Origin of the sequence: Kocuria sp. UBA5001 (genome assembly GCF_002398425.1) — a bacterium.
Lineage (GTDB): Bacteria > Actinomycetota > Actinomycetes > Actinomycetales > Micrococcaceae > Kocuria > Kocuria salsicia.
Genome location: NZ_DGYR01000009.1, coordinates 399,586 through 420,049 on the forward strand (window position 1 = coordinate 399,586; position 20,464 = coordinate 420,049).

Genomic DNA, 20,464 nt, shown 5'->3' on the forward strand with positions numbered 1-20,464 from the left:
CTGGAGAAGGACCCCTCCGAGTGGGTCAGCGGCGACGAGCCCATGACCCCCGCGCAGAAGTCCTACCTGGACACCCTCGCCAAGCAGGCCGGCGAGGAGCTGCCCGCGGACCTGACGAAGGCGCAGGCCTCCGAGCACATCGAGCGCCTCAAGGGTTCCTCGAACTGACCGACCCGGGTCTGTCCCGAGGACGCTTCCGGTGGGTCGCACCGCCGCGGTCTCACGACGGCGGCGAGCGGCCCACCGGCACCTCACGACCCTGCTCCGAGCGCGCCGGGCCCGGGTGACAGCCCCGTGCGACGCTGTCATCCGCTTTGGTGGCGCACGGACGGCGCAGTAGATTGACCGGCGTGCCGCAGGAAACGAAACCCACGCTGAAGACCACGCTCATCGGCTCCGGAGAGCACCGCCTCGTGTTCCTTCACGGGCTGTTCGGGCGGGGCAAAAACTTCACGAACATCGCCAAGGCCCTGCAGCCGGACTTCACGTGCCTGCTCGTGGACCTGCCGAACCACGGTGACTCGGCCTGGACGGAGAGCTTCGGCTACGCCGCGATGGCAGACACCGTGGCGGACGAGCTGCGCCGGGACTTCGCCGCGGACGGGCCCGTGGACGTGCTCGGGCACTCCATGGGTGGGAAAGTCGCCATGCTCCTGGCGCTGCGCCACCCGGACGTGGTGCGCAGGCTCGTGGTCGAGGACATCGCCCCCGTGGACTCCCAGGAGGCGGACACGGAGGCCTCCCGCGGGAACTTCGAGCACCTGCTCGGCTCCCTCAAGCGCCTGGACCTCACGGGCATCACGCACCGTTCCCAGGCCGACGCCGCCCTGCGCACCGAGATCCCCGAGGAACAGGTGCGCGGCTTCCTGCTCCAGAACCTGCGCCACCGCGACGGCGGCTTCGGATGGCAGCCCAACCTGGACCTGCTCCACGACCAGCTGGACGACGTGGGCGGCTGGCCAGAGGAGGACATCGCGGGCCGGACCTTCACCGGACCCGTCCTGTGGATGGCCGGCGAGAACTCGCCCTACATCCAGGACGCGGACGCACCGGTGATGCGTGCCCTGTTCCCCCGGACCGTGCGGATCACCGTGCGGGACGCCAGCCACTGGGTGCACGCGGACCGCCCGGACGAGGTCGTCATGGCGCTGCGCACGTTCCTGCTCGCGGACCGCTGAGCATGGTCCGCACACCCCGCACCGCGACGGTTCCGCGCGGGACTCCACGGCTCAGGGTGTGCTCCTGGTGGTGGCCGCCACCCTCGTCACCCAGACGGGTGCTGCCATCGCCGTGAGCCTGTTCGACGAGATCGGCGCCCTGGGGGCCGTGTTCCTCAGACTCGCCATGGCCGCGGTGGTGCTGTGTGCCGTCGTCCGGCCCTCCCTGCGGGGGATGACCCGCGGGGCCCTCGGCGTGGTCCTGGCGTTCGGCGTCAGCCTGGGCGGGATGAACATGCTCATCTACCAGGCGGTGGCGCGCCTGCCGCTGGGGGTCGCGGTGACCATCGAGCTGCTCGGGCCACTTGTCCTCTCCGTCGTGCTCTCCCGTCGGCTCACCGGGGTGCTGTGGGCCGGGCTCGCGCTCGCGGGTGTGCTGCTGCTCAGCGGAGTGGGTCCCGGAACGGAGATCCCCGATCCCGCGGGGGGTGCTCTTCGCGCTGGGCGCGGCCTTCCTGTGGGTGCTCTACATCCTGATATCCCGGCAGGCCGGGCGGTCGTTCCCCGGAGTGCAGGGGCTTGCGCTCGCCATGGTGGTGGGCGCGGTGCTCGCCGCGCCCTTCGGGATCGTCAGCGGCGGGGCGGCACTGCTGTGGCCGCACGTGCTGCTCATCGGTCTCTCCGTGGCCCTGATGTCCTCCGCGTTGCCGTACGCACTGGAACTCGCGGCGGAGACGTTCTCGATCCTCGTGAGCATGGCGCCCGCCGCCGCTGCACTCGTGGGGTGGCTGATCCTGGGGCAGGAGCTCGGGGCGGCGGAGCTGGCGGGTATGACGCTCGTGATCCTCGCGAGCGTGGCGGCGGTGCGGGCCGGGCGTGCGCCGTCGAAGGGGCCGACGCCGCCCACAGCCTGAGTGCCGGGACGTCCGGCCTAGCATGGGCAGCATGGGATTCACGCGCGCCGAACTCGACTCCTACCGCGACTGCACGGTCTCGGACCTGCTGCCGGACCCCTTGCGGCTGCTGTTCGTGGGCATCAACCCCGGACTGTGGACGGCCGCCACGGGGGCGCACTTCGCCCGGCCGGGCAACCGCTTCTACCCGGCCCTGTACCGGGCGGGGATCACCGACACACTGATCCACGCGGCGGACGGCTACGACCCCGCGGACCTCGACCAGCTCATGAGTCGGGGGATAGGCATCAGCAATGTGTGTCCCCGGGCGACGGCCCGTGCGGACGAACTCACTCTGGACGAGTTTCACGAGGGGGCCCAACGGCTCGACGCCCTGATCCGCGAGAAGCGGCCAGCGGTGGTGGCGGTCCTCGGCATCACCGCGTACCGCGCTGCTTTCGACCGTCCCAAGGCCACCGCGGGTAAGCAGGAGTCCCCATGGTCCGGCACGGAGCTGTACGTGGCACCGAACCCCAGCGGCCTCAATGCGCACTCCTCGCTGGACAACCTCGCACAGACCTACGGCGAGATCGCCCGGGCGGCGGGGATCGCCACCCACGTTCCCGAGGACTGAGGGGCCGCGGCAATCCTCCGCGCACCGCGGGGTCAGGACGGCGCGGGTTGGAACGACAGCCACGCCGGGGCAGAACAGCGGGGGGCGGCAACCCCGCCAGGCAATCTTCTGAGAGTCAGTCCGCGCCGCCCGCTGTGTCCTGCAAGTCGAACACCCGCAGCCCAGCACGGGCGTCCCCGTGGGCCCCGTGGCCCCGCGCGAACTCGGCCCAGGCGCGCCGCAGCCGAGCGCCGTCGTAGAGCACCTGGGCCCACGTGTGGCCCTCCACGAGAGGTGTGTGCTCCCAGACCCCGTGGCCCGGGAAGAGCAGCGGGAGCTCCGAGATGTGTGCACCGGCCACGGGATTGCGGCCCACGCCCCACGAGAACTCGTACCGCGCGCCGATGCCGCCGGCGTGCGCGTGCCGACGGGCGAAGCGAACCGCACCCTCCCCGTAGATCCGCCGGGTGAACGGTGCCACGAGGAACCGGTCCACGCGGGCTCCGCCGCGAGGACTGTGCATCCGGCGCAGCAGCGGCGGGATGCGGGCTGTGAACAGCGCGGCCTCGCGGACGGTGTTGCCCACCAGGACCTCCACGCGGTCGGCGGCCTTGCGCCAGCGGGCGTCGAGCTCCGACTCCGGCGGCAGGGGCGCCTGGCCGTACTGGAGTCCGAACGGCATCTGCCCCTTGAGCCCGTACCGGGTGGCGGCCTTCGCCACCCGCTGCTGCATGGCCCGCACGGCGGGCAGCGGCGCATCCTTCGCCAGTGGTGCGGCCACGGATGCCATGAGGGCGTTCATCTTCGCCCGGCCGGGGAGCAGCCCGAACGGCGAGCTCTGGATGATGGCGCGGCGAAAGAGCCCGCGGGTGCCGTCCGCGATCATCAGGTGTGCGACGGCGTCGCCGCCCGCCGACTGGCCGAACGCCGTGACGTTGCCGGGGTCCCCGCCAAAGGCCTCGATGTTCTCCCGCGTCCAGCGCAGTGCGGCGATCAAGTCCAGCAGGCCGAGGTTCGCGGGGATGTCCTTCCCATCGCCGAGAAACCCCAGCAGCCCTAGACGGTACGTGACGCTCACGATGACCACCCGTTGCTCACTCACCAGCGCGGCGGGGTCGTAGAAGGGCGCGTCACCGGCACCGGCGGCATAGGAGCCACCGTGGATCCACACCATCACGGGCAGCCCGGCGTCCGGCGCTGTCCCGGCGGGCACCGTGACGGACACCCGCAGGCAGTCCTCGTCCTGGGGCAGGTCGCCAATGTTGCTGCCCACGATGTCGTCCAGGAACGGCATGGGCGGCTGGGGGCAGGCGGGTGCCGGATCGGTCGCGTGGATCACGTTGGTGGCCGGGGGCAGCGGTGTGGGGAGTCCATAGCGTTCGGCCCGTGCATACCGGATGCCGGTGGCACGGTCCACGGGCCCATCGTGGCGGCCGAGCACCGTGCCGCACGGGGCATTCCACCGGGGCGCCCGGGCAGCGTGCGCATTCTCGCCCTGGAGCTCTGAGGCAGGGATCGGTGGGAGCCGCTGCCCGGCGGGCTCAATCGCGGGAGGCTCAGCCACGGGAGTCGTCCAGCCACATGGTCATGCCCTTGGTCAGCGGCGCAGGGTCCGTGAACCCGCGCCCGGCGTGCAGCGCCTGTCCGGGGCGGTCCGCCATGAGGCTCACGTACGCGCCCGGGGGCGTGGAGGTGCGGATGGTCTCCAGCAGCCGGTCCAGGACGGCGCCGCCGAGGCCCTGCCCCTGGTGCTCGGGCAGCACGGCCATGTCGATCACGTGGAAGTACCACCCGCCGTCGCCGATCACCCGGCCCATGCCCACGGTCTCTCCGGAGGCGTCGTGGCGCACGCGCAGCGCTGCCCACGCCCCGTGGGTCCCGGCTTCTGCCTGCTCCTCGGTCTTGGGGCTCATGCCGGTCTCCCGGCGCAGTCTCAGGTAGTCCGCCACGTCGGGCGGGCCGTCCAGCAGGGTGTATCCGGGGTGCACGGTGGTCATGGCACCATCCTGGCCCACCCCGCCGACACGCATAAGCGTTCCGGCCGTGGGCTGCCGCGTCCGGTCCCTCGGGGCGGGCCCGCGTCACGCCGGGACACCGCTGGAGACCACCGTCAGGCCGCCCCCTATGCTGTACGGGGCGCCGAGCGGCGTGACCGGGAGGTGAGGGCGCACGGTGAGCTTCGAGGCGGACGTCGTCTTCGACGTCGTGGACCTGCTGGGTGTGCTGACCAACGGCATCCTGGGCGGAGTGGTGGCGCGGCAGCTGCGCATGGACCTCGTGGGGTTCACGGTGCTCGCGATCCTCTCCGGCCTGGGCGGGGGCATCCTGCGCGACACGCTGCTGCAGCAGGGCTTCCCCGTGGCGCTGACGAATCCGGCCTACCTCACGTCCTCGCTCGTGGGCGCGGTGCTCGCGTACCTCATGGTCTTCGGCAGCACGTGGACCTTCCGTGCCCTCTTCCTCGCGGACTGCCTCTCGGTGGGCTGCTGGGCCGCGACGGGCACGGTCAAGGCCCTCGGGGCCGGTCTCGCGTGGCCGCCCGCCATCCTGCTGGGCGTTGTCACCGCGGTGGGCGGCGGCATGATCCGCGACGTCGCCGTCGGCCGGCTCCCCGCGATCTTCGGCGGCAACACCCTCTACGCCACCAGCGCCCTGATCGCGAGCGCCCTCATGGCGCTGTTTGCGGGACTCGGCCACCCCACGTGGGGCATGGCCGGCGCGATCGTGGTGAGCGCCGCGGTCAGCATCTCCGCGCGGCGCTTCGGCTGGCGGCTGCCCGGCCCGGCGAACCTGAGCCCGAGCACCCTGCGCAAGCTGCGACGTCGTCCCCGACAGGGCAGGCACGCGCGCCGGCGGTGAGGAACGGTGCTCGCCGGGTGGCGACGACGACGCCGCGTGGCCGCCTTGCCCGCGACCGGACGCTCAGCGGATCAGGGACTTCCACCGCATGGCCGGCTTCTCCACGAGCGTCCATGAAAGCCACGCAAGCGGCAGTACGAGAAGGAGACAGAGCAGGCAGTACCCCCCAGTAGCCCAGCGTGGTGTGCACACCCAGCACCACGAGCAGCTGCTGCAGGGGAAAGACATAGATATAGGTGCCGTAGGACCGGTCCGTGCGAGAGCAGAGCCGGACCGGGAGCACGGCACCGAGCCACAGCAAGGCGTAGGCCAGAGGCAGAGCCGAGACGATGTCGCCGTACGGTACCTCCCAGCGTGAGGCCACTAGCGCGAGCCCGAGGGCGGGCACGCCCAGCCATGCGCTGAGGGGCACCGACGACCGGGCCGCCCACAGGATCATCCCCGCGAAGAAGAAACCGGCCAGGCGCAGGCCGTTGAGGTAACGGCTCGTGGTGACGTCCAGGGGACCGTGCGCCAGGACCGCCAGCACGAGCACCGCCACGAGCACCCCCGCGAGCCAGGGCAGCGGGCGCCGTCTCACGATCCCGACCGAGAGGACGAGACCAGCGGCCAGGTACGCGACGCCCTCGAACCACAGGGTCCACAGGGAACCGTTCCAGACTCCCGGATACGGCACCCCGAGCAGCAGGTGCTCGATGCCCCACTGGTGGATGGAGAGGCTCGCATTGTGGAGGACGTAGTCCACGGCGCGGCCCGCGATCCAGGACTCCCCGCTCAGTCGTGCCGTCAGGGGAGCGACCAGGAACGCCGTCGTCAGCAGCGCCACCCAGAACGCGGGGTACAGGCGCAGCGCCCGCCGCCAAAGGAAGCTGAGGAACGAGGTGCGCACACGAGAACCGGCGATCAGGAAGCCGGAGATCGCGAAGAATCCGTTGACAGCCATGCCGCTGAGGTCGTGCCACCGCTGTTGCTCGAAACCGCCCAGTACCGCGCCGTGACCCACGACCACGAGGGCTGCCAGGGTCAGGCGGATGAAGTTCAGGGCGTTGTCATGCGTACCCAGCCGGTCACCGAGCACGCGCCGAGGCGGGAGGTGGGTGCCGGGGGATGCAATGGTCCGGACGGAACGCAGCCGCCGCGTGGGGGGATGGGGAGCCACCCTCGCAGAGTAGTGGAGCGGAGCCTGCTCTAGGGTGAGGACATGGCCCTCCCCAAGATCGTGCTCTTCTACGTCTTCACCCCGCTCGCTGACCCGGAGGCCGTGCGGCTGTGGCAGCTCACCCTCGCGCGGGCGTGCAACGTCACGGGCCGGATCATCGTCTCGGAGCAGGGCATCAACGCCACGGTGGGCGGGGACATCCAGGACGTGAAGGCATACGTGCGCGCACTGCGGGAGTACGCCCCGTTCAAGCACGCGGACGTCAAGTGGTCGGACGGAGTGGGCAACGACTTCCCGCGGCTCAGCGTGAAGGTCCGCCCGGAGCTGGTGACCTTCAACGCCCCGGACACTGTCACCGTCACCGCGAACGGCGTGGTGGGTGGCGGCACGCACCTGTCCCCGCGCGAGGTGAACGAACTCGTGGCGCAGCGTGACGACGTCGTCTTCTTCGACGGCCGCAACGAGCTGGAGGCGCGCATCGGCAGGTTTCGGGATGCCGTCGTGCCCCAGACCGGGACCACTCGGGACTTCGTGGCCGAGCTGGACTCCGGCGCCTACGACCACCTCAAGGACAGGCCGGTGGTCACCTACTGCACCGGCGGGATCCGCTGCGAGGTGCTGAGCGTGCTGCTGCGCAACCGCGGTTTCCGGGACGTCTACCAGCTGGACGGCGGCATCGTCCGCTACGGCGAGGCCTACGGCAACGAGGGGCTGTGGGACGGTTCCCTCTACGTCTTCGACAGGCGCATGCACGTGGAGTTCTCCCCGGACGCCCGCTCCCTGGGTCGCTGCGCGCAGTGCCACGAGCCCACGCCGCGCTACGTCAACTGCGCCGATCCGCAGTGCCGCCGCCAGTTCCTGTGCTGCGAGTCGTGCACGGCCTCCGGTGCCCGCACCCGCTGCCCGCAGTGCGTGCCCGTCCCCGCGTGAGCCGCGCCCACCGACCCTGACAGGAGCCACATGGACAACCCACAGCCCACCGTCACCGACGCTCGGGTCCTCACGCTGCGCACGGGTGAGGTGCGTCGGCAGCACTGGGGCGGTCGTGACATCAGCACGGCGATCGAGAAGACCGAGCACCAGGGCCGCGTCTTCGTGAGCGGGTCCGGATTCATCGGGGACGAGCAGGGAGATCTCGTGCACCACGGCGGCCCGGAGAAGGCCGTGTGCTGCTACCCGGCCGAGCACTACGATGCGTGGCGCTGCGAGGGGCGTGACCTGGGGCCCGGCGCGTTCGGGGAGAACCTCACGCTGCGGGGCGCCACGGAGGACCGTGTGCACCTGGGCGACGTCTTCCAGGTGGGCACGGCGCTCGTGCAGGTGACGCAGCCTCGCACGCCGTGCAACACGCTGTCCCGGCGCTGGGCCGACGCCGAGCTTCCCCGTGACATGGAACGCCTCGGCCGGACGGGCTTCTACCTCCGTGTGCGGCGCGAGGGCCACGTCCGCGCCGGGGACGCGTTCGAGTTCGTGAGCCGGCCGTCCGGCGCGGTGTCCGTGGCCGACGTCGTGCGCGTCATGGCCGCGGGCGTCACCGACCGGGACGCGCTGCGGGCCTTGACCCGCGCCCCCGAGTTCCCTGAGCGGTGGCGCCGTCAGATCCTGCGGCGGCTGGGGGAGCAGAGCCTGCTCTGACCGGGGTGGCCGCCGCCGGCGGTCCAGAGGCGCGGCACGTTCTGGGCCGGGCCCGCCCTGGGGCCCGCGGCCCGGCAGGAGCGCGACGACGCCGCTCGCGCCGTGGCGTCCGGGCCGCGCGGTACCCTCGGGGCGCCACGATGTCGTGATCCCGCCCTGCCGAGCCCGGCCCGGACCCGGGGGCCGCACGCTGAGAACCGAGAGAAGGGCACACCCATGAGCGAGACCCCTGAGCGGCTGCTGCCACACCCTCTGACCGGTCAGCTGTTCGCGTCGCCCGTGCCGCCCGGGACAGGATGGCCCGAGGACCCCGCCGCGCCGGACACCCCCGTGGCGCACACCGCGCGGCAGGTCCGCGAGCTCGCGGCGACCGCCCAGGACGTGGACCAGCTCAACGCCCTGTGCAGCGTGTGCAGCGCGTGCGAGCGGCTGGTCGAGTGGCGGGAGGACGTGGCCGAGCGCAAGCGCGCCTCCTTCGCCGGTGAGCCCTACTGGGGCAGGCCCGTGCCGTCCTATGGGGATCCGCACGCGCGGTTCGCCGTCGTCGGGCTTGCCCCCGCGGCGAACGGGGGCAACCGCACGGGCCGCATGTTCACCGGCGACCGCTCCGGGGACTGGGTCTACGCGGCCCTCCACCGGGCGGGTTACGCCGAGCACGAGACCGTCTCCACCGCCGGGGACGGCCAGGCGCTGCACGGCGTCCGCATGATCGCCCCGGTGCGCTGCGCACCACCGGCCAACAAACCCACCCCGGAAGAGAAGGCCACCTGCAGCGGCTGGTTCGACCGCGAGATCGAGCTGCTGCCGGAGCTGCGCGGCATGCTGGCCCTCGGCGGCATCGCGTGGCAGACGGTCCTCGCGGCCACCGCCCGCATGGGCTGGGAGGTTCCCCGGCCCAGACCCAAGTTCGGCCACGGCGCGGTCGCATGGCTGCGCACCCCGGACGGGCGGGACATCCGGCTCGTGGGCTGCTACCACGTGAGCCAGCGCAACACCTTCACGGGCCTGCTGACCGAGCAGATGCTCGACGACGCCCTGGCACTGGCCGCGGCGCCCGTCGAGTGAGTGCCCACGCCCCGCAGGATGCGCTCCCAGCCCACGCCGGAGGAGCGGCCCGGTGCACGGGCCCGAGGCTGCTCTGGCTGCGGGATCCGCCATTGATGCCGTCCCCCGGGCTTGCACGGCTTGCACACTGAGCCCTCGTACCGCTGGCGGTAGGCTCGTCCACCATGAACGTATGTCCCTGCGGAGGTCTCCCGGCCGGTGCGTCCCTGCCCGAGTGCTGCGGCCCGGCGCTCGCGAACGAGGTGTGGCCAGCCACGGCGGAGACGCTGATGCGCTCGCGGTACACGGCGTTCGCCACCGGCGCGGAGGACCACCTGTTCCGCACGTGGCATCCCCGGACCCGCCCTACGGACACGTCCGTTGACCCGGAGACCCGCTGGACGGGGCTGGCCGTGGAGCGGGTGGTGGATGGCGGCGCAGAGGACGACCACGGCGTCGTCGAGTTCACCGCGTCCTACGTGAGCAACGGCGAGCCGGGCCGCCTGCACGAGGTCTCCGAGTTCACCAGGCGCGCGAAGCGCTGGATGTACGTGGGCCCCGCGTCCGAGTGATTCCCACGTGGCCGCTGGGCGTCGAACCTCGGGGCACGAGATACCCGGCCGCGGCTCGCGTCACGTAGCGCGGCCGCGTTCTCACGGGCTGGCCGGGCCCTCCGAGCGGGGGAGCGGCAGTAGGGTGGCCGCATGAACATCGAGATCCGCAAGGGTGACATCACGAAGGTCCACACGGACGCGATCGTCAACGCCGCGAACTCCAAGCTCCTCGGGGGCGGAGGCGTGGACGGTGCGATTCACCGAGCCGCCGGGAAGCAGCTGCTGGCCGAGTGCAGGCGGTTGCGCGAGACCACGCTGCAGGACGGTTTGCCGGCCGGTCAGGCCGTGGCCACGGACGGCTACGACCTCCCCGCCCGCTGGGTGATCCACACGGTGGGCCCGGTGTACGCGAAGACGAAGGACAAGAGCGACATCCTGGCGTCGTGCTACCGCGAGTCGCTGCGCGTGGCGGACGAGCTCGGGGCAAAGTCGGTCGCCTTCCCCGCGATCTCCGCGGGCATCTACGGCTGGCCCATGGACAGTGCCACGCGAATCGCCGTGGACACGGTCCTGGCCTCGGACACGAAGGTGGGCACGGTCGTGTTCGTCCCGTTCTCGGAGGACGCGGAAGGGGCCTTTCAGGAGGCGTTGAGGACGTCGAGAGACGCGTAGCACTGCCGGAACCTCTGCACTGACGGAGCAAATGCAGAAAACCGCGCCAAAGTCTGCGCCTGCTCCGCAGTTGCAGCCCCGGCCCTCAGACCAGGCCCAGCTCCGTCACCGCCGCGCGCTCCGTCTCCAGCTCGGCCACGGACGCGTCGATGCGCGTCCGCGAGAACTCGGAGATCTCCAGCCCCTGCACGATCGACCAGTCCCCGCCGGAGGTGGTCACGGGGAAGGAGCTGATGAGCCCCTCGGGCACGCCGTAGGAGCCGTCGGAGACCACCGCCATGGAGGTCCAGTCCCCGCGGGGGTTGCCGAGCATGAGGTCCCGGGCGTGGTCGATGGTGGCACTCGCGGCGGATGCGGCGGACGACGCTCCGCGGGCCTGCAGGATGGCCGCACCGCGGTGGGCCACGGTGGGGATGAACGTGTCCGTGACCCAGTCCCGAGAGACAAGTTCGGTGGCCGGGCGACCGGCCACCGTGGCGTGGTCGAGGTCCGGGTACTGGGTGGCGGAGTGGTTGCCCCACACGCTCAGGTGCTTGACGTCGTTCACGGACGCGCCGGTCTTCTCGGCCAGCATGGCCACACCCCGGTTGTGGTCCAGCCGGGTCAGGGCACTGAAACGTGAGGCGGGGATGTCCGGTGCGTTGCGCTGCGCGATCAGGGCGTTGGTGTTGGCCGGGTTGCCCGTGACCACCACCCGGACGTCGTCGTGGGCGGCGTCGTTCAGGGCGCGGCCCTGCTGCGTGAAGATCGCACCGTTGGCCTCCAGCAGGTCACCACGTTCCATGCCCTTGGCGCGGGGCCGGGCGCCCACGAGCAGGGCGAGCTGCGCACCGTCGAAGACCTCGTGGGGGTCGGATCCGATCTCCACGTCCTGCAGCAGCGGGAACGCGCAGTCCTGCAGCTCCATCACGGTGCCCTCCAGGGCGGGCAGTGCGGAGGGGATCTCCAGCAGCCGCAGCCGCACGGGCCGCTCCCGTCCCAGCAGGTCGCCGTTGGCGATCCGGAAGAGCAGGCTGTAGCCGATCTGACCGGCGGCCCCGGTCACGGCAACGGTCATGGGGTTGAGGCTCACGATGCTTCCTCCTGGGATGCGCAGTGCCTGTGGGGTGCGTGACGGGGACGTCCGTGGAATCGAGGCTATCAGCGGGCCCGGTTCAGCGCACGGCGTAAGCACCTGTCGAGGCCCTGGGTGGCGCACCAGAATGAAGCCATGACTACCACCGCATTCCAAGGAACCCCCGTCCACACCGTTGGCGAGCTGCCCTCCGAGGGCGAGGCCGCCCCCTCGTTCGAGCTGGTGAACACGGACCTCGCGCCGGTCACCTCGGACGAGTTCACGGGCCGCCGCGTGGTGCTGAACATCTTCCCGTCCGTGGACACCAGCGTGTGCGCCCAGTCCGTGCGTGAGTTCAACAAGCGCGCCTCCGCCCTGCAGGACACCACCGTGGTCTGCGTCTCCAAGGACCTCCCGTTCGCGCTGGGCCGCTTCTGCGGTGCCGAGGGGATCGAGAACGTGGTCACCGCCTCCGCCTTCCGCTCCGCGTTCGGCGAGGACTTCGGCGTCACCATGACCGACGGCCCGCTGGAGGGCCTGCTCGCCCGCTCGGTCGTGGTGGTGGACGAGAACGGCACCGTGGTCCACTCGCAGCTGGTCCCGGAGATCTCCGAGGAGCCGGACTACGACGCGGCTGTGGCCATCCTGTCCTGACGCGCCCGTGAGCGCGGGGCCAGGTCACGCCAGGACCCCGTTGCGAACGAAGAGCGTCATGGACAAGCGCTGGCCGAACGGACGGTGCCTTGTACAAACGCCGCAGTGAACGAACGCCGCCGTGTCCCCGGGAAGGGGACGCGGCGGCGTTGTCGTGCCAGGAGCGCCGTCCCGATGCTGCCCGTGGTGCGCGGCGCTCCCGGAGAAGCGCCGCGCACCCCGAGCGGAACCAGGCCGCGCGGATCCGCCCGGTCGGCTCAGGCGGAGAGTGAGTCCATGATCCGGTTCAGCGTGGCGGAGGGACGCATGACGCCCGAGACCAGTTCAGGCTTGGGCCAGTAGTAGCCGCCCAGGTTCACCGGGGAACCCTGCACACCGAGCAGCTCGGCGTTGATGGCGTCCTCGTTGGCGCGCAGCTCGGAGGCGACCTTCTGGAATGCCTGGGCGAGCTCGGCGTCCTCCGTCTGCTGGGCCAGCTCCTCGGCCCAGTACAAAGCCAGGTAGAAGTGCGAGCCGCGGTTGTCGAGTTCGTGGACCTTGCGGGACGGGGACTTGTTCTCGTCCAGGAACGTGCCGGTGGCCCGGTCCAGGGTGTCCGCGAGGACCTGCGCCTTGGCGTTGTCGTAGCGCGTGGCGAGGTGCTCGAAGGACGCCGCCAGTGCCAGGAACTCACCGAGGGAGTCCCACCGGAGGTGGTTCTCCTCCAGGAGCTGCTGCACGTGCTTGGGCGCGGAGCCACCGGCACCGGTCTCGAACAGGCCGCCGCCGTTCATCAGCGGGACGATCGAGAGCATCTTCGCGGACGTGCCCAGCTCCAGGATGGGGAACAGGTCCGTGAGGTAGTCGCGCAGCACGTTGCCGGTCACGGAGATGGTGTCCTCACCGCGGCGCAGGCGCTCGATGGTGAACGCGGTGGCGTCCACGGGGGAGAGGATGCGGATGTCCAGCCCGTCCGTGTTCTCGTCCGCGAGGTAGGTGTTGACCTTCTCGATGAGGTTGCGGTCGTGGGCGCGGGTCTCGTCCAACCAGAACACGGCGGGCATCCCGGACTCGCGGGAGCGCCGCGCGGCCAGCTGCACCCAGTCCTTGATAGGGGCGTCCTTGGCCTGGCAGGCGCGCCAGATGTCACCCGGCTGGACCTCGTGGGACATCAGCACCTCACCGGCGGAGTTGACCACCTGAACGGTGCCGGCCTCGGGGATCTCGAAGGTCTTGTCGTGGGAGCCGTACTCCTCGGCCTTCTGCGCCATCAGGCCCACGTTCGGGACGGTGCCCATGGTGGTGGGATCGTACGCACCGTTCTCTCGGCAGTCGTCGATGACCGTCTGGTACACACCGGCGTAGGAGGAGTCCGGCAGCACGGCCAGGGTGTCCTTCTGCTCGCCCTCGCGGCCCCACATCTGCCCGGAGGTGCGGATCATCGCGGGCATGGACGCGTCCACGATCACGTCCGAGGGCACGTGCAGGTTCGTGACGCCCTTGTCCGAGTTCACGTAGGCGAGCTCGGGCCCGTTGTCGATGGCCTCCTGGAACGCGGCGGCGATCTCCTCGCCGTTCTCCAGCTGGGAGACCCCGGAGAGGATCGCGGCCAGGCCGTCGTTGGGGGACAGACCCGCCTTCTCGAGGTCCGTGCCGTAGCGCTGCAGGACGTCCTTGAAGAACGCCTTGACCACGTGGCCGAAGATGATGGGGTCCGAGACCTTCATCATGGTGGCCTTCAGGTGCGCCGAGAAGAGGATGCCCTCCTCCTTGGCGCGGGCCACCTGCTCCTCGAGGAACGCGTCCAGCGCGGCGGCGCTCATGAACGTGGCGTCCACGACCTCACCGGCGAGCACGGGCACGGACTGCTTGAGCACCGTGGTGCCGTGGTCCGTGACGTGCTGGATGGTGAGGGTGTCCTCCGCCGGCATCACCACGGACTGCTCGTTGGTGCGGAAGTCGTCGTGGCCCAGGGTGGCCACGTTGGTCTTCGAGTCCCTGGACCAGGCGCCCATGGTGTGCGGGTGCTTCTTGGCGTACTCCTTGACGGCCTTCGGCGCGCGGCGGTCCGAGTTGCCCTCCCGCAGCACGGGGTTCACGGCGGAGCCCTTGACGCGGTCGTAGCGCGCGCGGATCTCCTTTGCCTCGTCCGAGGAGGCGTCCTCCGGGTAATCCGGGAGGTCGTAGCCGTCCGCCTGCAGCTCCTTGATGGTGGCCTTCAGCTGCGGGATGGACGCGGAGATGTTGGGAAGCTTCACGATGTTGGCTTCCGGGGTCTTGGCAAGCTCCCCCAGCTCGGCCAGGGTGTCCGGGACGCGCTGCTCATCCGTGAGCCGGTCCGGGAACTGGGCCAGGACGCGGGCGGCAAGGGAGATGTCCCGGGTCTCCACCTCCACACCTGCGGTCGACGCGAAGGCCTCCACCATGGGCTTGAACGAGTACGTGGCCAACATGGGTGCTTCGTCGGTCTCGGTGTAGATGATCTTGGGCATGAGCAATGACTCCTTGCATTGACGGTCACCGGGCTACCCTCCAGCCTACCCGCTGCGGGGGCGGCGCAGGCGGGCCCTGCGGGCCAAAAGCCCCGTCCCCGCGCGGATTTCCGGCCGTGGTCACCTGCGCCCACGGTGCCGGAGAGACCTCCGTCACGTCCCCTCCGTCCAGGGGCGGTGGAGGGCCCATGGAGAGCGGGCGGCGGGGACGGCGACGGCGCGCGGCACCCCGCGAGAGGTGGCCGCGCGCCGTCGTGGGCTCTGGGGGCGGGGGATCAGTCGGACACGGCCGTGCGGATCCGCTGCCGCTCCTTCTCGAGCTTGCGCAGGCGGTGCCCGAGCGTGAAGATCCGCACCGATCCCACGAGTGCCATGATGAGGGCGCCGGCGATGGCAGAGAACAGCATGGCCACGCCCAGCGGCAGGCTGAACTCCCAGGCCATGTACTCGAAGCGGGTGCTCACGTTGTTCTGGATGATGAACACGAGCAGCAGGATCAGCACGACCACCCCGAGGATCAGAGCGGCCCACACCGTGCCCGAGACCCCCCGCTTGGCGGGCTTGTCGAGGGCCGGGTCCACGGGGGCCTGCTGGCCCGTGGCGTGTGCCGACTCCGAGGTGCGGGGCGGTTCGGAGGGGCGGGGCTCGACGTCGTCGGCCGCGGTGGTCCGGGGGGCGCTTGCACGTTCCTCGGCCACGGGCGACGGCGCCGCCCGGCCGGCTCCCGCGCGCTGCTCGCCGGGGGCGGGGGAGCCGAGGGGCTCGCCCGCCGGACCCCGGGTGCCGCGCGGGCGCGCGGCGTCGTCCCCGCCCGGCTCGCGTGCGGCGGTGGTGCGGTCGTGCGGCGTGGTGCTCACTGGGGGCCTCCCGGGACGGTGACGGTCTTGCGTGGTGGCACCAGGGTAGGCCAGCGGCGACGGTTCGGGGACCGCTTTCCTGGATGCGCGACACGCACGGGATGCCGACACGCCCACAACACGCTGACACTTTGACACGAATCAGGTTATCCACGGGTAACCTCTCGTTCACTGTGAGACGCACCACGGTCATGGGTGAAGCCAGCCACGGCCGGGGAATCCATCAGCGGGGGTGCAACGCACATTCCATGGACACCACATCGGGAAAAACCGACACGGGAAATCACACCTTCAAGGGCAAGGCTGCCCTCTCCGTGGCGGCGATCGCCGCTCTGACGCTCACCGGCTGCGCCAGTGTGGGCGGCGGCGCGGACGGCAAGGCCAGCGGTGACAGCAGCGCAGCGGGCCAGGACGGCGGCGTCGTGACCGTGGCCGAGACCAACAAGTTCTCGGGCGCGAACCCCGGCTACACCAAGACGAACCTGGACATCAACGGCCACGTGGCGGAGATGACCCGCGAAGGGTTCACCACGGTGGACCCGGAGCAGAAGATCCACCCCAACGAGGGCTTCGGCACGTACAAGAAGACCTCGGACGACCCCCTGACGGTCGAGTACACGCTCAAGGACCCGCAGTGGTCGGACGGCAACAAGATCGACAAGGCCGACCTCATGCTGTGGTGGAGCGAGCTCTCCGGCTACGCGAACGACTCCAGCGAGGACGGCAAGACCGGCAAGGACTACTTTTCGATCGCCGGCTCCACGGACATCCTGGGCTCCACGGAGATGCCCACGTTCTCCGAGGACGGCAAGACCATGACCGTCACGTGGGGCAAGCAGAACGCGGACTGGGAGATCGCCTTCGACGAAAACTACCTGATGCCCGCGCACGTGGTGGCCAAGAAGGCCGGGATGTCCGAGGACGAGCTGCTCAAGGTGCTGGAGAACCAGAAGAAGGGGGGCTCCAAGAGCCCGCAGAAGCAGCCCGATCTGGAGAAGATCGGCAAGGCCTGGGACACCTCCTTCAACTTCACGTCCACCCCGGACGACAAGGACGTCCTCGTGGCCAACGGTCCGTACACGATCGACACCGTGGTGGAGAACAACTCCGTCACGCTGAAGAAGAACGAGAACTACAAGGGCGAGCACCAGGGCAAGCTGGACGAGATCACCCTGCGCACCATCGGCGACGCCACGGCTCAGATCCAGGCGCTGCGCAACGGCGAAGTGGACATCATGCAGCCGAACAACGTCAACAAGGACACGATGGACCAGGTCAAGCAGATCGAGAACGTGAACGTGCAGCAGGGCGACCAGCTCGCGTACGACCACGTGGACCTGAACTTCGGCTCGGACACCTTCAAGGACAAGGAGACCCGCGAGGCGTTCCTGAAGACCATCCCGCGCCAGCAGATCCTCGACCAGCTGGTCAAGCCGGTCAAGGAGGACGCCGAGGTGCTCAACTCGCAGATGTTCGTTTCCAGCCAGGGCGATGCCTACACGAAGGCCGTGGAGAAGAACGACGCCAAGAAGCTCTACGGGGACGTGGACATCGACGGCGCCAAGAAGCTGGTCGACGGCAAGACGCCCACGGTGCGGATCCTCTACAACAACGGCAATCCGCAGCGCGTGGACACCTTCCAGCTGATCAAGGAGTCCGCGGAGAAGGCCGGGTTCAAGGTCGAGGACCTGGGCGACCCGAACTGGTCCGAGAAGCTCTCCGACGGCGACTATGACGCGTCCCTGTACGGCTGGGTCTCCCCGGGCGTGGGCACCGAGATGCTCTCGCAGATCTTCAAGACCGGCGGCGGCGGCAACTACAACAAGTACTCGAACGCGGACGTGGACAAGCTCGTGGACGAGGCCCGCGCCAACCTGGACGAGTCCTCGCGCAACGACCAGATCGCTGAGGTGGACAAGCACACCTTCGAGGACGCCTACGGCCTCCCGCTCTTCCAGTCCGTGGGCTACGTGGCCACCTCGGACAAGATCGCCGGCGTGGACAAGTACCAGCCGAACCAGACCGGCGTGTTCTGGAACGTCTCCGAGTGGAGCCGCAAGTAGGGCGGCAGAGCCCCGACGACCGGGTCAACCCCTTCACGAGCACTGCGTGGGCGCGGGATCCCCGCGTCTGCGCAGTGCCGTGACCACCACTCGTCCTCCGAGGCAGCGACATGACTTCTTACATCCTCAGACGGCTCATCACAGCCGTGCTCATCCTGCTGGGCGCGTCCTTCATCGTGTACCTCATGACGGCCGCGTCCGGTGACCCTCTGTGGGACCTCTACGGCAACCCCAACGCGCAGCAGCTGATCCCGGCTCGCGTTGAGGCGCTGAACCTGGACACCCCTCCCGTGCTGCGCTATTTCACATGGCTCGGCGGGGCCGCCGGGTGCCTCGTGCCCTTCGCGGACACCTGCTCCCTGGGTGTGAGCCGCGAGGGCCAGGAGGTGACGAGCCTGCTCTCCTTCGCCATGGGCCAGACCATCATGCTCGTGACCGTGGGGACGATCCTCGCGATCGTCGTGGGCATCACCCTGGGCATCGTCTCCGCCCTGCGCCAGTACTCCGGGCTGGACTACGGCATCACGTTCCTGACCTTCCTGTGCTTCTCGCTGCCGAGCTTCTGGCTTGCGGTGCTGCTCAAGGAGGTCGTGGCCATCCAGTTCAACGACTTCCTGCAGAACCCGGCCATGTCCATGGGCTCGATCCTGCTGATATCGCTCGTGCTGGGCGTGATCTGGTACCTCGTCTCCTTTGGCAGGCCGCGGACCCGCATCCTGATGGGGGTGCTCGGCTTTGTGGTGACCTTCGGCGTCGTCTACTTCGTGCTGGCCACCAACTGGCTCAACCACCCGTTCCTGGGCATCCCGCTGATCGCCCTGACCGGGATCCTCGTGGCCGTGATCGCCACGGTGCTCATGGCGGGGCTGCGCAACCGGCGCGCCCTCTACGCCGCGCTCGGCACCGTGCTCGTGGGCCTGGTGCTGTACTTCCCGGTGCAGTCCCTCTTCAAGGGCGCCGGGGTCTGGACCGTGCTGGGTCTGACGGTCGTGATGGTCCTGGTGGGCGCCGGGATCGGGTACTTCGCCGGCGGCTACGACCGCGGCCAAGGCGCCCGGGTGGCCGGTGTCACCGGGTTCTTCGTGGCGCTGCTACTCGTGCTGGACCGTTTCATGCAGTCCTGGCCGAGCTACGTGAACTCGGGGCACATCCGCGGCCGCCCGATCGCCACGGCCAACTCGGCCACCCCCGGGCTCACCGGTGACTTCTGGACCATGGGTCTGGACCGCTTCACCCACCTGCTGCTGCCCACCATCTGTCTGACGCTGCTCGCGCTGGCCTCCTACTCCCGGTACTCGCGGGCCTCGATGCTCGAGATCATGGGCCAGGACTACGTGCGTACTGCGCGCGCCAAGGGCCTCTCCGAGCGCACGGTGGTCATGCGCCACGCGTTCCGCAACGCGCTGATCCCGCTGGCCACGCTCGTGGCCTACGACATCGGTGGGCTGATCGGCGGTGCCATCATCACGGAGTCGGTCTTCGCGTTCACCGGCATGGGCCAGCTCTTCGTCCAGTCCGTGCGCAACGTGGACCCCAACCCCGTGATGGGCGTCTTCCTGGTCACCGGCATCGTCGCCATGGTCTTCAACCTGGTGGCGGACCTGGTGTACTCCGTACTCGACCCGCGCGTGAGGGTGAAAGCATGAGCCAGCCACAACCGATCGACGTCCCCCAGCCTGTGGGGCAGGTCCCCGAGGCGGGAGAGAAACCCCAGGACGTGCGCGGCAAGAGTCAGGGCCAGCTGGTGCGCCAGCGGTTCTTCGGCAACACGGGCGCGGTGGTCTCCCTGGTGGTGCTGCTGTTCATCGTGGTGCTCTCCGTGACCTCCCTGGGCGTGGGGCCCGTCCCCGGCTGGTGGAAGTGGAGTCCGGACGCCACCGGCACCGTGCTCGACGGTGGGCGGCCCACCCTCTCCCTGCTGCCCCCGGGTCTCGGGGAGCACCCGTTCGGCCAGGACAACCTGGGGCGGGACCTCTTCGCCATGGCCATGCAGGGCACGCAGTACTCCCTGGTGGTCATGATCGTGGTGGGTGTCGTGGCTGGGCTCGTGGGCACCGTGGTGGGTGGCCTCTCGGGCTACTTCCGCGGCTGGACCGAGGCCGTTCTGATGCGCCTCACGGACGTCATCATCATCATTCCGCTGGTGATCCTGGCGGCCCTGCTCGGGCGCCTCGCCATCACCTGGGTGCGCAGCCACGGCCTGCCCACGTTCGCCACGGTGGTGGCCCTGGGCCTGCTCGTGGGCCTGGCCTCATGGCCACCCCTGGGGCGGCTGGTGCGCGGCGAGTTCCTGACCCTGCGCGAGCGGGAGTTCGTGGACGCCGCACGCCTGGCGGGGGCCTCCAGTGGACGGATCATCTTCAAGCACATCCTGCCCAACACCGTGGGCGTGATCACCGTGAACATCACGCTGCTGATGTCCTCGGCCATCCTGCTGGAGACCGCGCTGTCCTACCTGGGCCTCGGCATCCAGGCGCCGGACTGGTCACTGGGCCGTCTGATCAGCGAGAACCAGACCGCGTTCGCCACCCGCCCCTGGTTGTTCTGGTGGCCCGGCGTGTTCATCGTGGCCATCGCCCTGACCATCAACTTCATCGGCGACGGTCTGCGGGACGCCTTCGACCCGCGCCAGCGCAAGTTCAACCCCCGGCGGGCCCGGGAGATCGGCTCCGGCCGTGACGAGCACGCGAGCGACGCAGCGACGACGGCGACGGCGTCGTCCTCCGGGGGCGCGGCCGGCACCCCTGCCGCTGACGGCGGGGGCGTCCGGTGACCCGCC

At 70.0% G+C, this 20,464-nt stretch carries 20 protein-coding genes; 14 read left to right on the forward strand and 6 right to left on the reverse strand.

Features of this window, described 5'->3' with window-relative positions; all coding sequences use genetic code 11:
* From B3G12_RS05830 to B3G12_RS05845, 4 genes are all read left to right on the forward strand, one after another.
* Positions 1 to 168 carry a DUF3072 domain-containing protein gene (locus B3G12_RS05830; RefSeq protein ID WP_290499718.1) on the forward strand — a complete coding sequence of 56 codons (168 nt, stop codon included), beginning with the start codon at positions 1 to 3 and terminating at the stop codon, positions 166 to 168.
* 182 nt (positions 169 to 350) lie between these two features.
* On the forward strand, positions 351 to 1,178 hold the full coding sequence (locus tag B3G12_RS05835) for an alpha/beta fold hydrolase (RefSeq protein WP_145009649.1): 828 nt from the start codon (positions 351 to 353) through the stop codon (positions 1,176 to 1,178).
* A 467-nt stretch (positions 1,179 to 1,645) separates the two neighbouring features.
* Positions 1,646 to 2,071 (forward strand): EamA family transporter, encoded by a 426-nt coding sequence (locus B3G12_RS05840; RefSeq protein WP_290499589.1) that lies wholly within the window; start codon positions 1,646 to 1,648, stop codon positions 2,069 to 2,071.
* A 31-nt stretch (positions 2,072 to 2,102) separates the two neighbouring features.
* Positions 2,103 to 2,684: a mismatch-specific DNA-glycosylase gene (locus B3G12_RS05845; protein ID WP_144941983.1), complete on the forward strand. Its 582-nt coding sequence runs from the start codon at positions 2,103 to 2,105 to the stop codon at positions 2,682 to 2,684.
* Between the two features lie 115 nt (positions 2,685 to 2,799).
* Here the strand turns inward: B3G12_RS05845 and B3G12_RS05850 are convergent, their stop codons facing one another.
* Positions 2,800 to 4,209 carry a carboxylesterase family protein gene (locus B3G12_RS05850; protein WP_414672728.1) on the reverse strand — a complete coding sequence of 470 codons (1,410 nt, stop codon included), beginning with the start codon at positions 4,207 to 4,209 and terminating at the stop codon, positions 2,800 to 2,802.
* 10 nt (positions 4,210 to 4,219) lie between these two features.
* On the reverse strand, positions 4,220 to 4,660 hold the full coding sequence (locus B3G12_RS05855; protein ID WP_145009646.1) for a GNAT family N-acetyltransferase: 441 nt from the start codon (positions 4,658 to 4,660) through the stop codon (positions 4,220 to 4,222).
* A 175-nt stretch (positions 4,661 to 4,835) separates the two neighbouring features.
* On the opposite strand from B3G12_RS05855, the gene B3G12_RS05860 reads away from it, so the two are divergent.
* Entirely contained in the window at positions 4,836 to 5,522 is a 687-nt protein-coding gene (locus tag B3G12_RS05860) for a trimeric intracellular cation channel family protein (RefSeq protein WP_144941987.1), read from the forward strand.
* On the opposite strand, the gene B3G12_RS05865 is transcribed toward B3G12_RS05860, so the two are convergent.
* Complete coding sequence (locus B3G12_RS05865; RefSeq protein ID WP_186366667.1) at positions 5,404 to 6,681, reverse strand: acyltransferase family protein; 1,278 nt, start codon at positions 6,679 to 6,681, stop codon at positions 5,404 to 5,406. The genes B3G12_RS05860 and B3G12_RS05865 overlap by 119 nt on opposite strands.
* A gap of 42 nt (positions 6,682 to 6,723) precedes the next feature.
* On the opposite strand from B3G12_RS05865, the gene B3G12_RS05870 reads away from it, so the two are divergent.
* The 5 genes from B3G12_RS05870 (at position 6,724) to B3G12_RS05890 (ending at position 10,586) form a co-directional block, all read left to right on the forward strand.
* On the forward strand, positions 6,724 to 7,611 hold the full coding sequence (locus B3G12_RS05870; RefSeq protein WP_145009640.1) for a rhodanese-related sulfurtransferase: 888 nt from the start codon (positions 6,724 to 6,726) through the stop codon (positions 7,609 to 7,611).
* Between the two features lie 30 nt (positions 7,612 to 7,641).
* Positions 7,642 to 8,316: an MOSC domain-containing protein gene (locus tag B3G12_RS05875; protein WP_144941994.1), complete on the forward strand. Its 675-nt coding sequence runs from the start codon at positions 7,642 to 7,644 to the stop codon at positions 8,314 to 8,316.
* 216 nt (positions 8,317 to 8,532) lie between these two features.
* Positions 8,533 to 9,381: a uracil-DNA glycosylase gene (locus B3G12_RS05880; protein WP_144941996.1), complete on the forward strand. Its 849-nt coding sequence runs from the start codon at positions 8,533 to 8,535 to the stop codon at positions 9,379 to 9,381.
* Positions 9,382 to 9,545: 164 nt separating this feature from the next.
* On the forward strand, positions 9,546 to 9,932 hold the full coding sequence (locus B3G12_RS05885; RefSeq protein WP_144941998.1) for a YchJ family protein: 387 nt from the start codon (positions 9,546 to 9,548) through the stop codon (positions 9,930 to 9,932).
* A gap of 132 nt (positions 9,933 to 10,064) precedes the next feature.
* Positions 10,065 to 10,586: an O-acetyl-ADP-ribose deacetylase gene (locus tag B3G12_RS05890; protein ID WP_145009634.1), complete on the forward strand. Its 522-nt coding sequence runs from the start codon at positions 10,065 to 10,067 to the stop codon at positions 10,584 to 10,586.
* An 85-nt stretch (positions 10,587 to 10,671) separates the two neighbouring features.
* On the opposite strand, the gene B3G12_RS05895 is transcribed toward B3G12_RS05890, so the two are convergent.
* Complete coding sequence (locus tag B3G12_RS05895; RefSeq protein ID WP_222126482.1) at positions 10,672 to 11,643, reverse strand: malate dehydrogenase; 972 nt, start codon at positions 11,641 to 11,643, stop codon at positions 10,672 to 10,674.
* A 153-nt stretch (positions 11,644 to 11,796) separates the two neighbouring features.
* Between B3G12_RS05895 and tpx the strand changes: the two genes are divergently transcribed.
* Positions 11,797 to 12,294: a thiol peroxidase gene (gene tpx / locus B3G12_RS05900; protein WP_145009628.1), complete on the forward strand. Its 498-nt coding sequence runs from the start codon at positions 11,797 to 11,799 to the stop codon at positions 12,292 to 12,294.
* 257 nt (positions 12,295 to 12,551) lie between these two features.
* On the opposite strand, the gene B3G12_RS05905 is transcribed toward tpx, so the two are convergent.
* Together B3G12_RS05905 and B3G12_RS05910 are read right to left on the reverse strand one after the other, a co-directional pair.
* A complete protein-coding gene (locus B3G12_RS05905) occupies positions 12,552 to 14,765 on the reverse strand; it encodes an NADP-dependent isocitrate dehydrogenase (RefSeq protein ID WP_144942006.1) in 2,214 nt (737 codons plus the stop codon).
* A 275-nt stretch (positions 14,766 to 15,040) separates the two neighbouring features.
* A complete protein-coding gene (locus B3G12_RS05910; RefSeq protein WP_244944703.1) occupies positions 15,041 to 15,622 on the reverse strand; it encodes a LapA family protein in 582 nt (193 codons plus the stop codon).
* Positions 15,623 to 15,870: 248 nt separating this feature from the next.
* Between B3G12_RS05910 and B3G12_RS05915 the strand changes: the two genes are divergently transcribed.
* From B3G12_RS05915 to B3G12_RS05925, 3 genes are all read left to right on the forward strand, one after another.
* Positions 15,871 to 17,685 carry an ABC transporter family substrate-binding protein gene (locus B3G12_RS05915; protein WP_290499598.1) on the forward strand — a complete coding sequence of 605 codons (1,815 nt, stop codon included), beginning with the start codon at positions 15,871 to 15,873 and terminating at the stop codon, positions 17,683 to 17,685.
* 110 nt (positions 17,686 to 17,795) lie between these two features.
* On the forward strand, positions 17,796 to 19,331 hold the full coding sequence (locus B3G12_RS05920) for an ABC transporter permease (protein ID WP_055086059.1): 1,536 nt from the start codon (positions 17,796 to 17,798) through the stop codon (positions 19,329 to 19,331).
* A complete protein-coding gene (locus B3G12_RS05925; protein WP_144942010.1) occupies positions 19,328 to 20,458 on the forward strand; it encodes an ABC transporter permease in 1,131 nt (376 codons plus the stop codon). Before B3G12_RS05920 ends, B3G12_RS05925 begins: the two co-directional genes overlap by 4 nt.
* The last annotated feature ends 6 nt before the right edge of the window (positions 20,459 to 20,464 follow it).

Bases quoted from the DNA above. Each gene is read 5' to 3' on its own strand.
- B3G12_RS05845 (WP_144941983.1), top strand. From the start codon at position 2,103: ATGGGATTCACGCGCGCCGAACTCGACTCCTACCGCGACTGCACGGTC.
- B3G12_RS05855 (WP_145009646.1), bottom strand. From the start codon at position 4,660: ATGACCACCGTGCACCCCGGATACACCCTGCTGGACGGCCCGCCCGAC.
- B3G12_RS05870 (WP_145009640.1), top strand. From the start codon at position 6,724: ATGGCCCTCCCCAAGATCGTGCTCTTCTACGTCTTCACCCCGCTCGCT.
- B3G12_RS05875 (WP_144941994.1), top strand. From the start codon at position 7,642: ATGGACAACCCACAGCCCACCGTCACCGACGCTCGGGTCCTCACGCTG.
- B3G12_RS05880 (WP_144941996.1), top strand. From the start codon at position 8,533: ATGAGCGAGACCCCTGAGCGGCTGCTGCCACACCCTCTGACCGGTCAG.
- B3G12_RS05885 (WP_144941998.1), top strand. From the start codon at position 9,546: ATGAACGTATGTCCCTGCGGAGGTCTCCCGGCCGGTGCGTCCCTGCCC.
- B3G12_RS05890 (WP_145009634.1), top strand. From the start codon at position 10,065: ATGAACATCGAGATCCGCAAGGGTGACATCACGAAGGTCCACACGGAC.
- B3G12_RS05895 (WP_222126482.1), bottom strand. From the start codon at position 11,643: ATGACCGTTGCCGTGACCGGGGCCGCCGGTCAGATCGGCTACAGCCTG.
- tpx (WP_145009628.1), top strand. From the start codon at position 11,797: ATGACTACCACCGCATTCCAAGGAACCCCCGTCCACACCGTTGGCGAG.
- B3G12_RS05905 (WP_144942006.1), bottom strand. From the start codon at position 14,765: ATGCCCAAGATCATCTACACCGAGACCGACGAAGCACCCATGTTGGCC.
- B3G12_RS05915 (WP_290499598.1), top strand. From the start codon at position 15,871: ATGGACACCACATCGGGAAAAACCGACACGGGAAATCACACCTTCAAG.
- B3G12_RS05920 (WP_055086059.1), top strand. From the start codon at position 17,796: ATGACTTCTTACATCCTCAGACGGCTCATCACAGCCGTGCTCATCCTG.
- B3G12_RS05925 (WP_144942010.1), top strand. From the start codon at position 19,328: ATGAGCCAGCCACAACCGATCGACGTCCCCCAGCCTGTGGGGCAGGTC.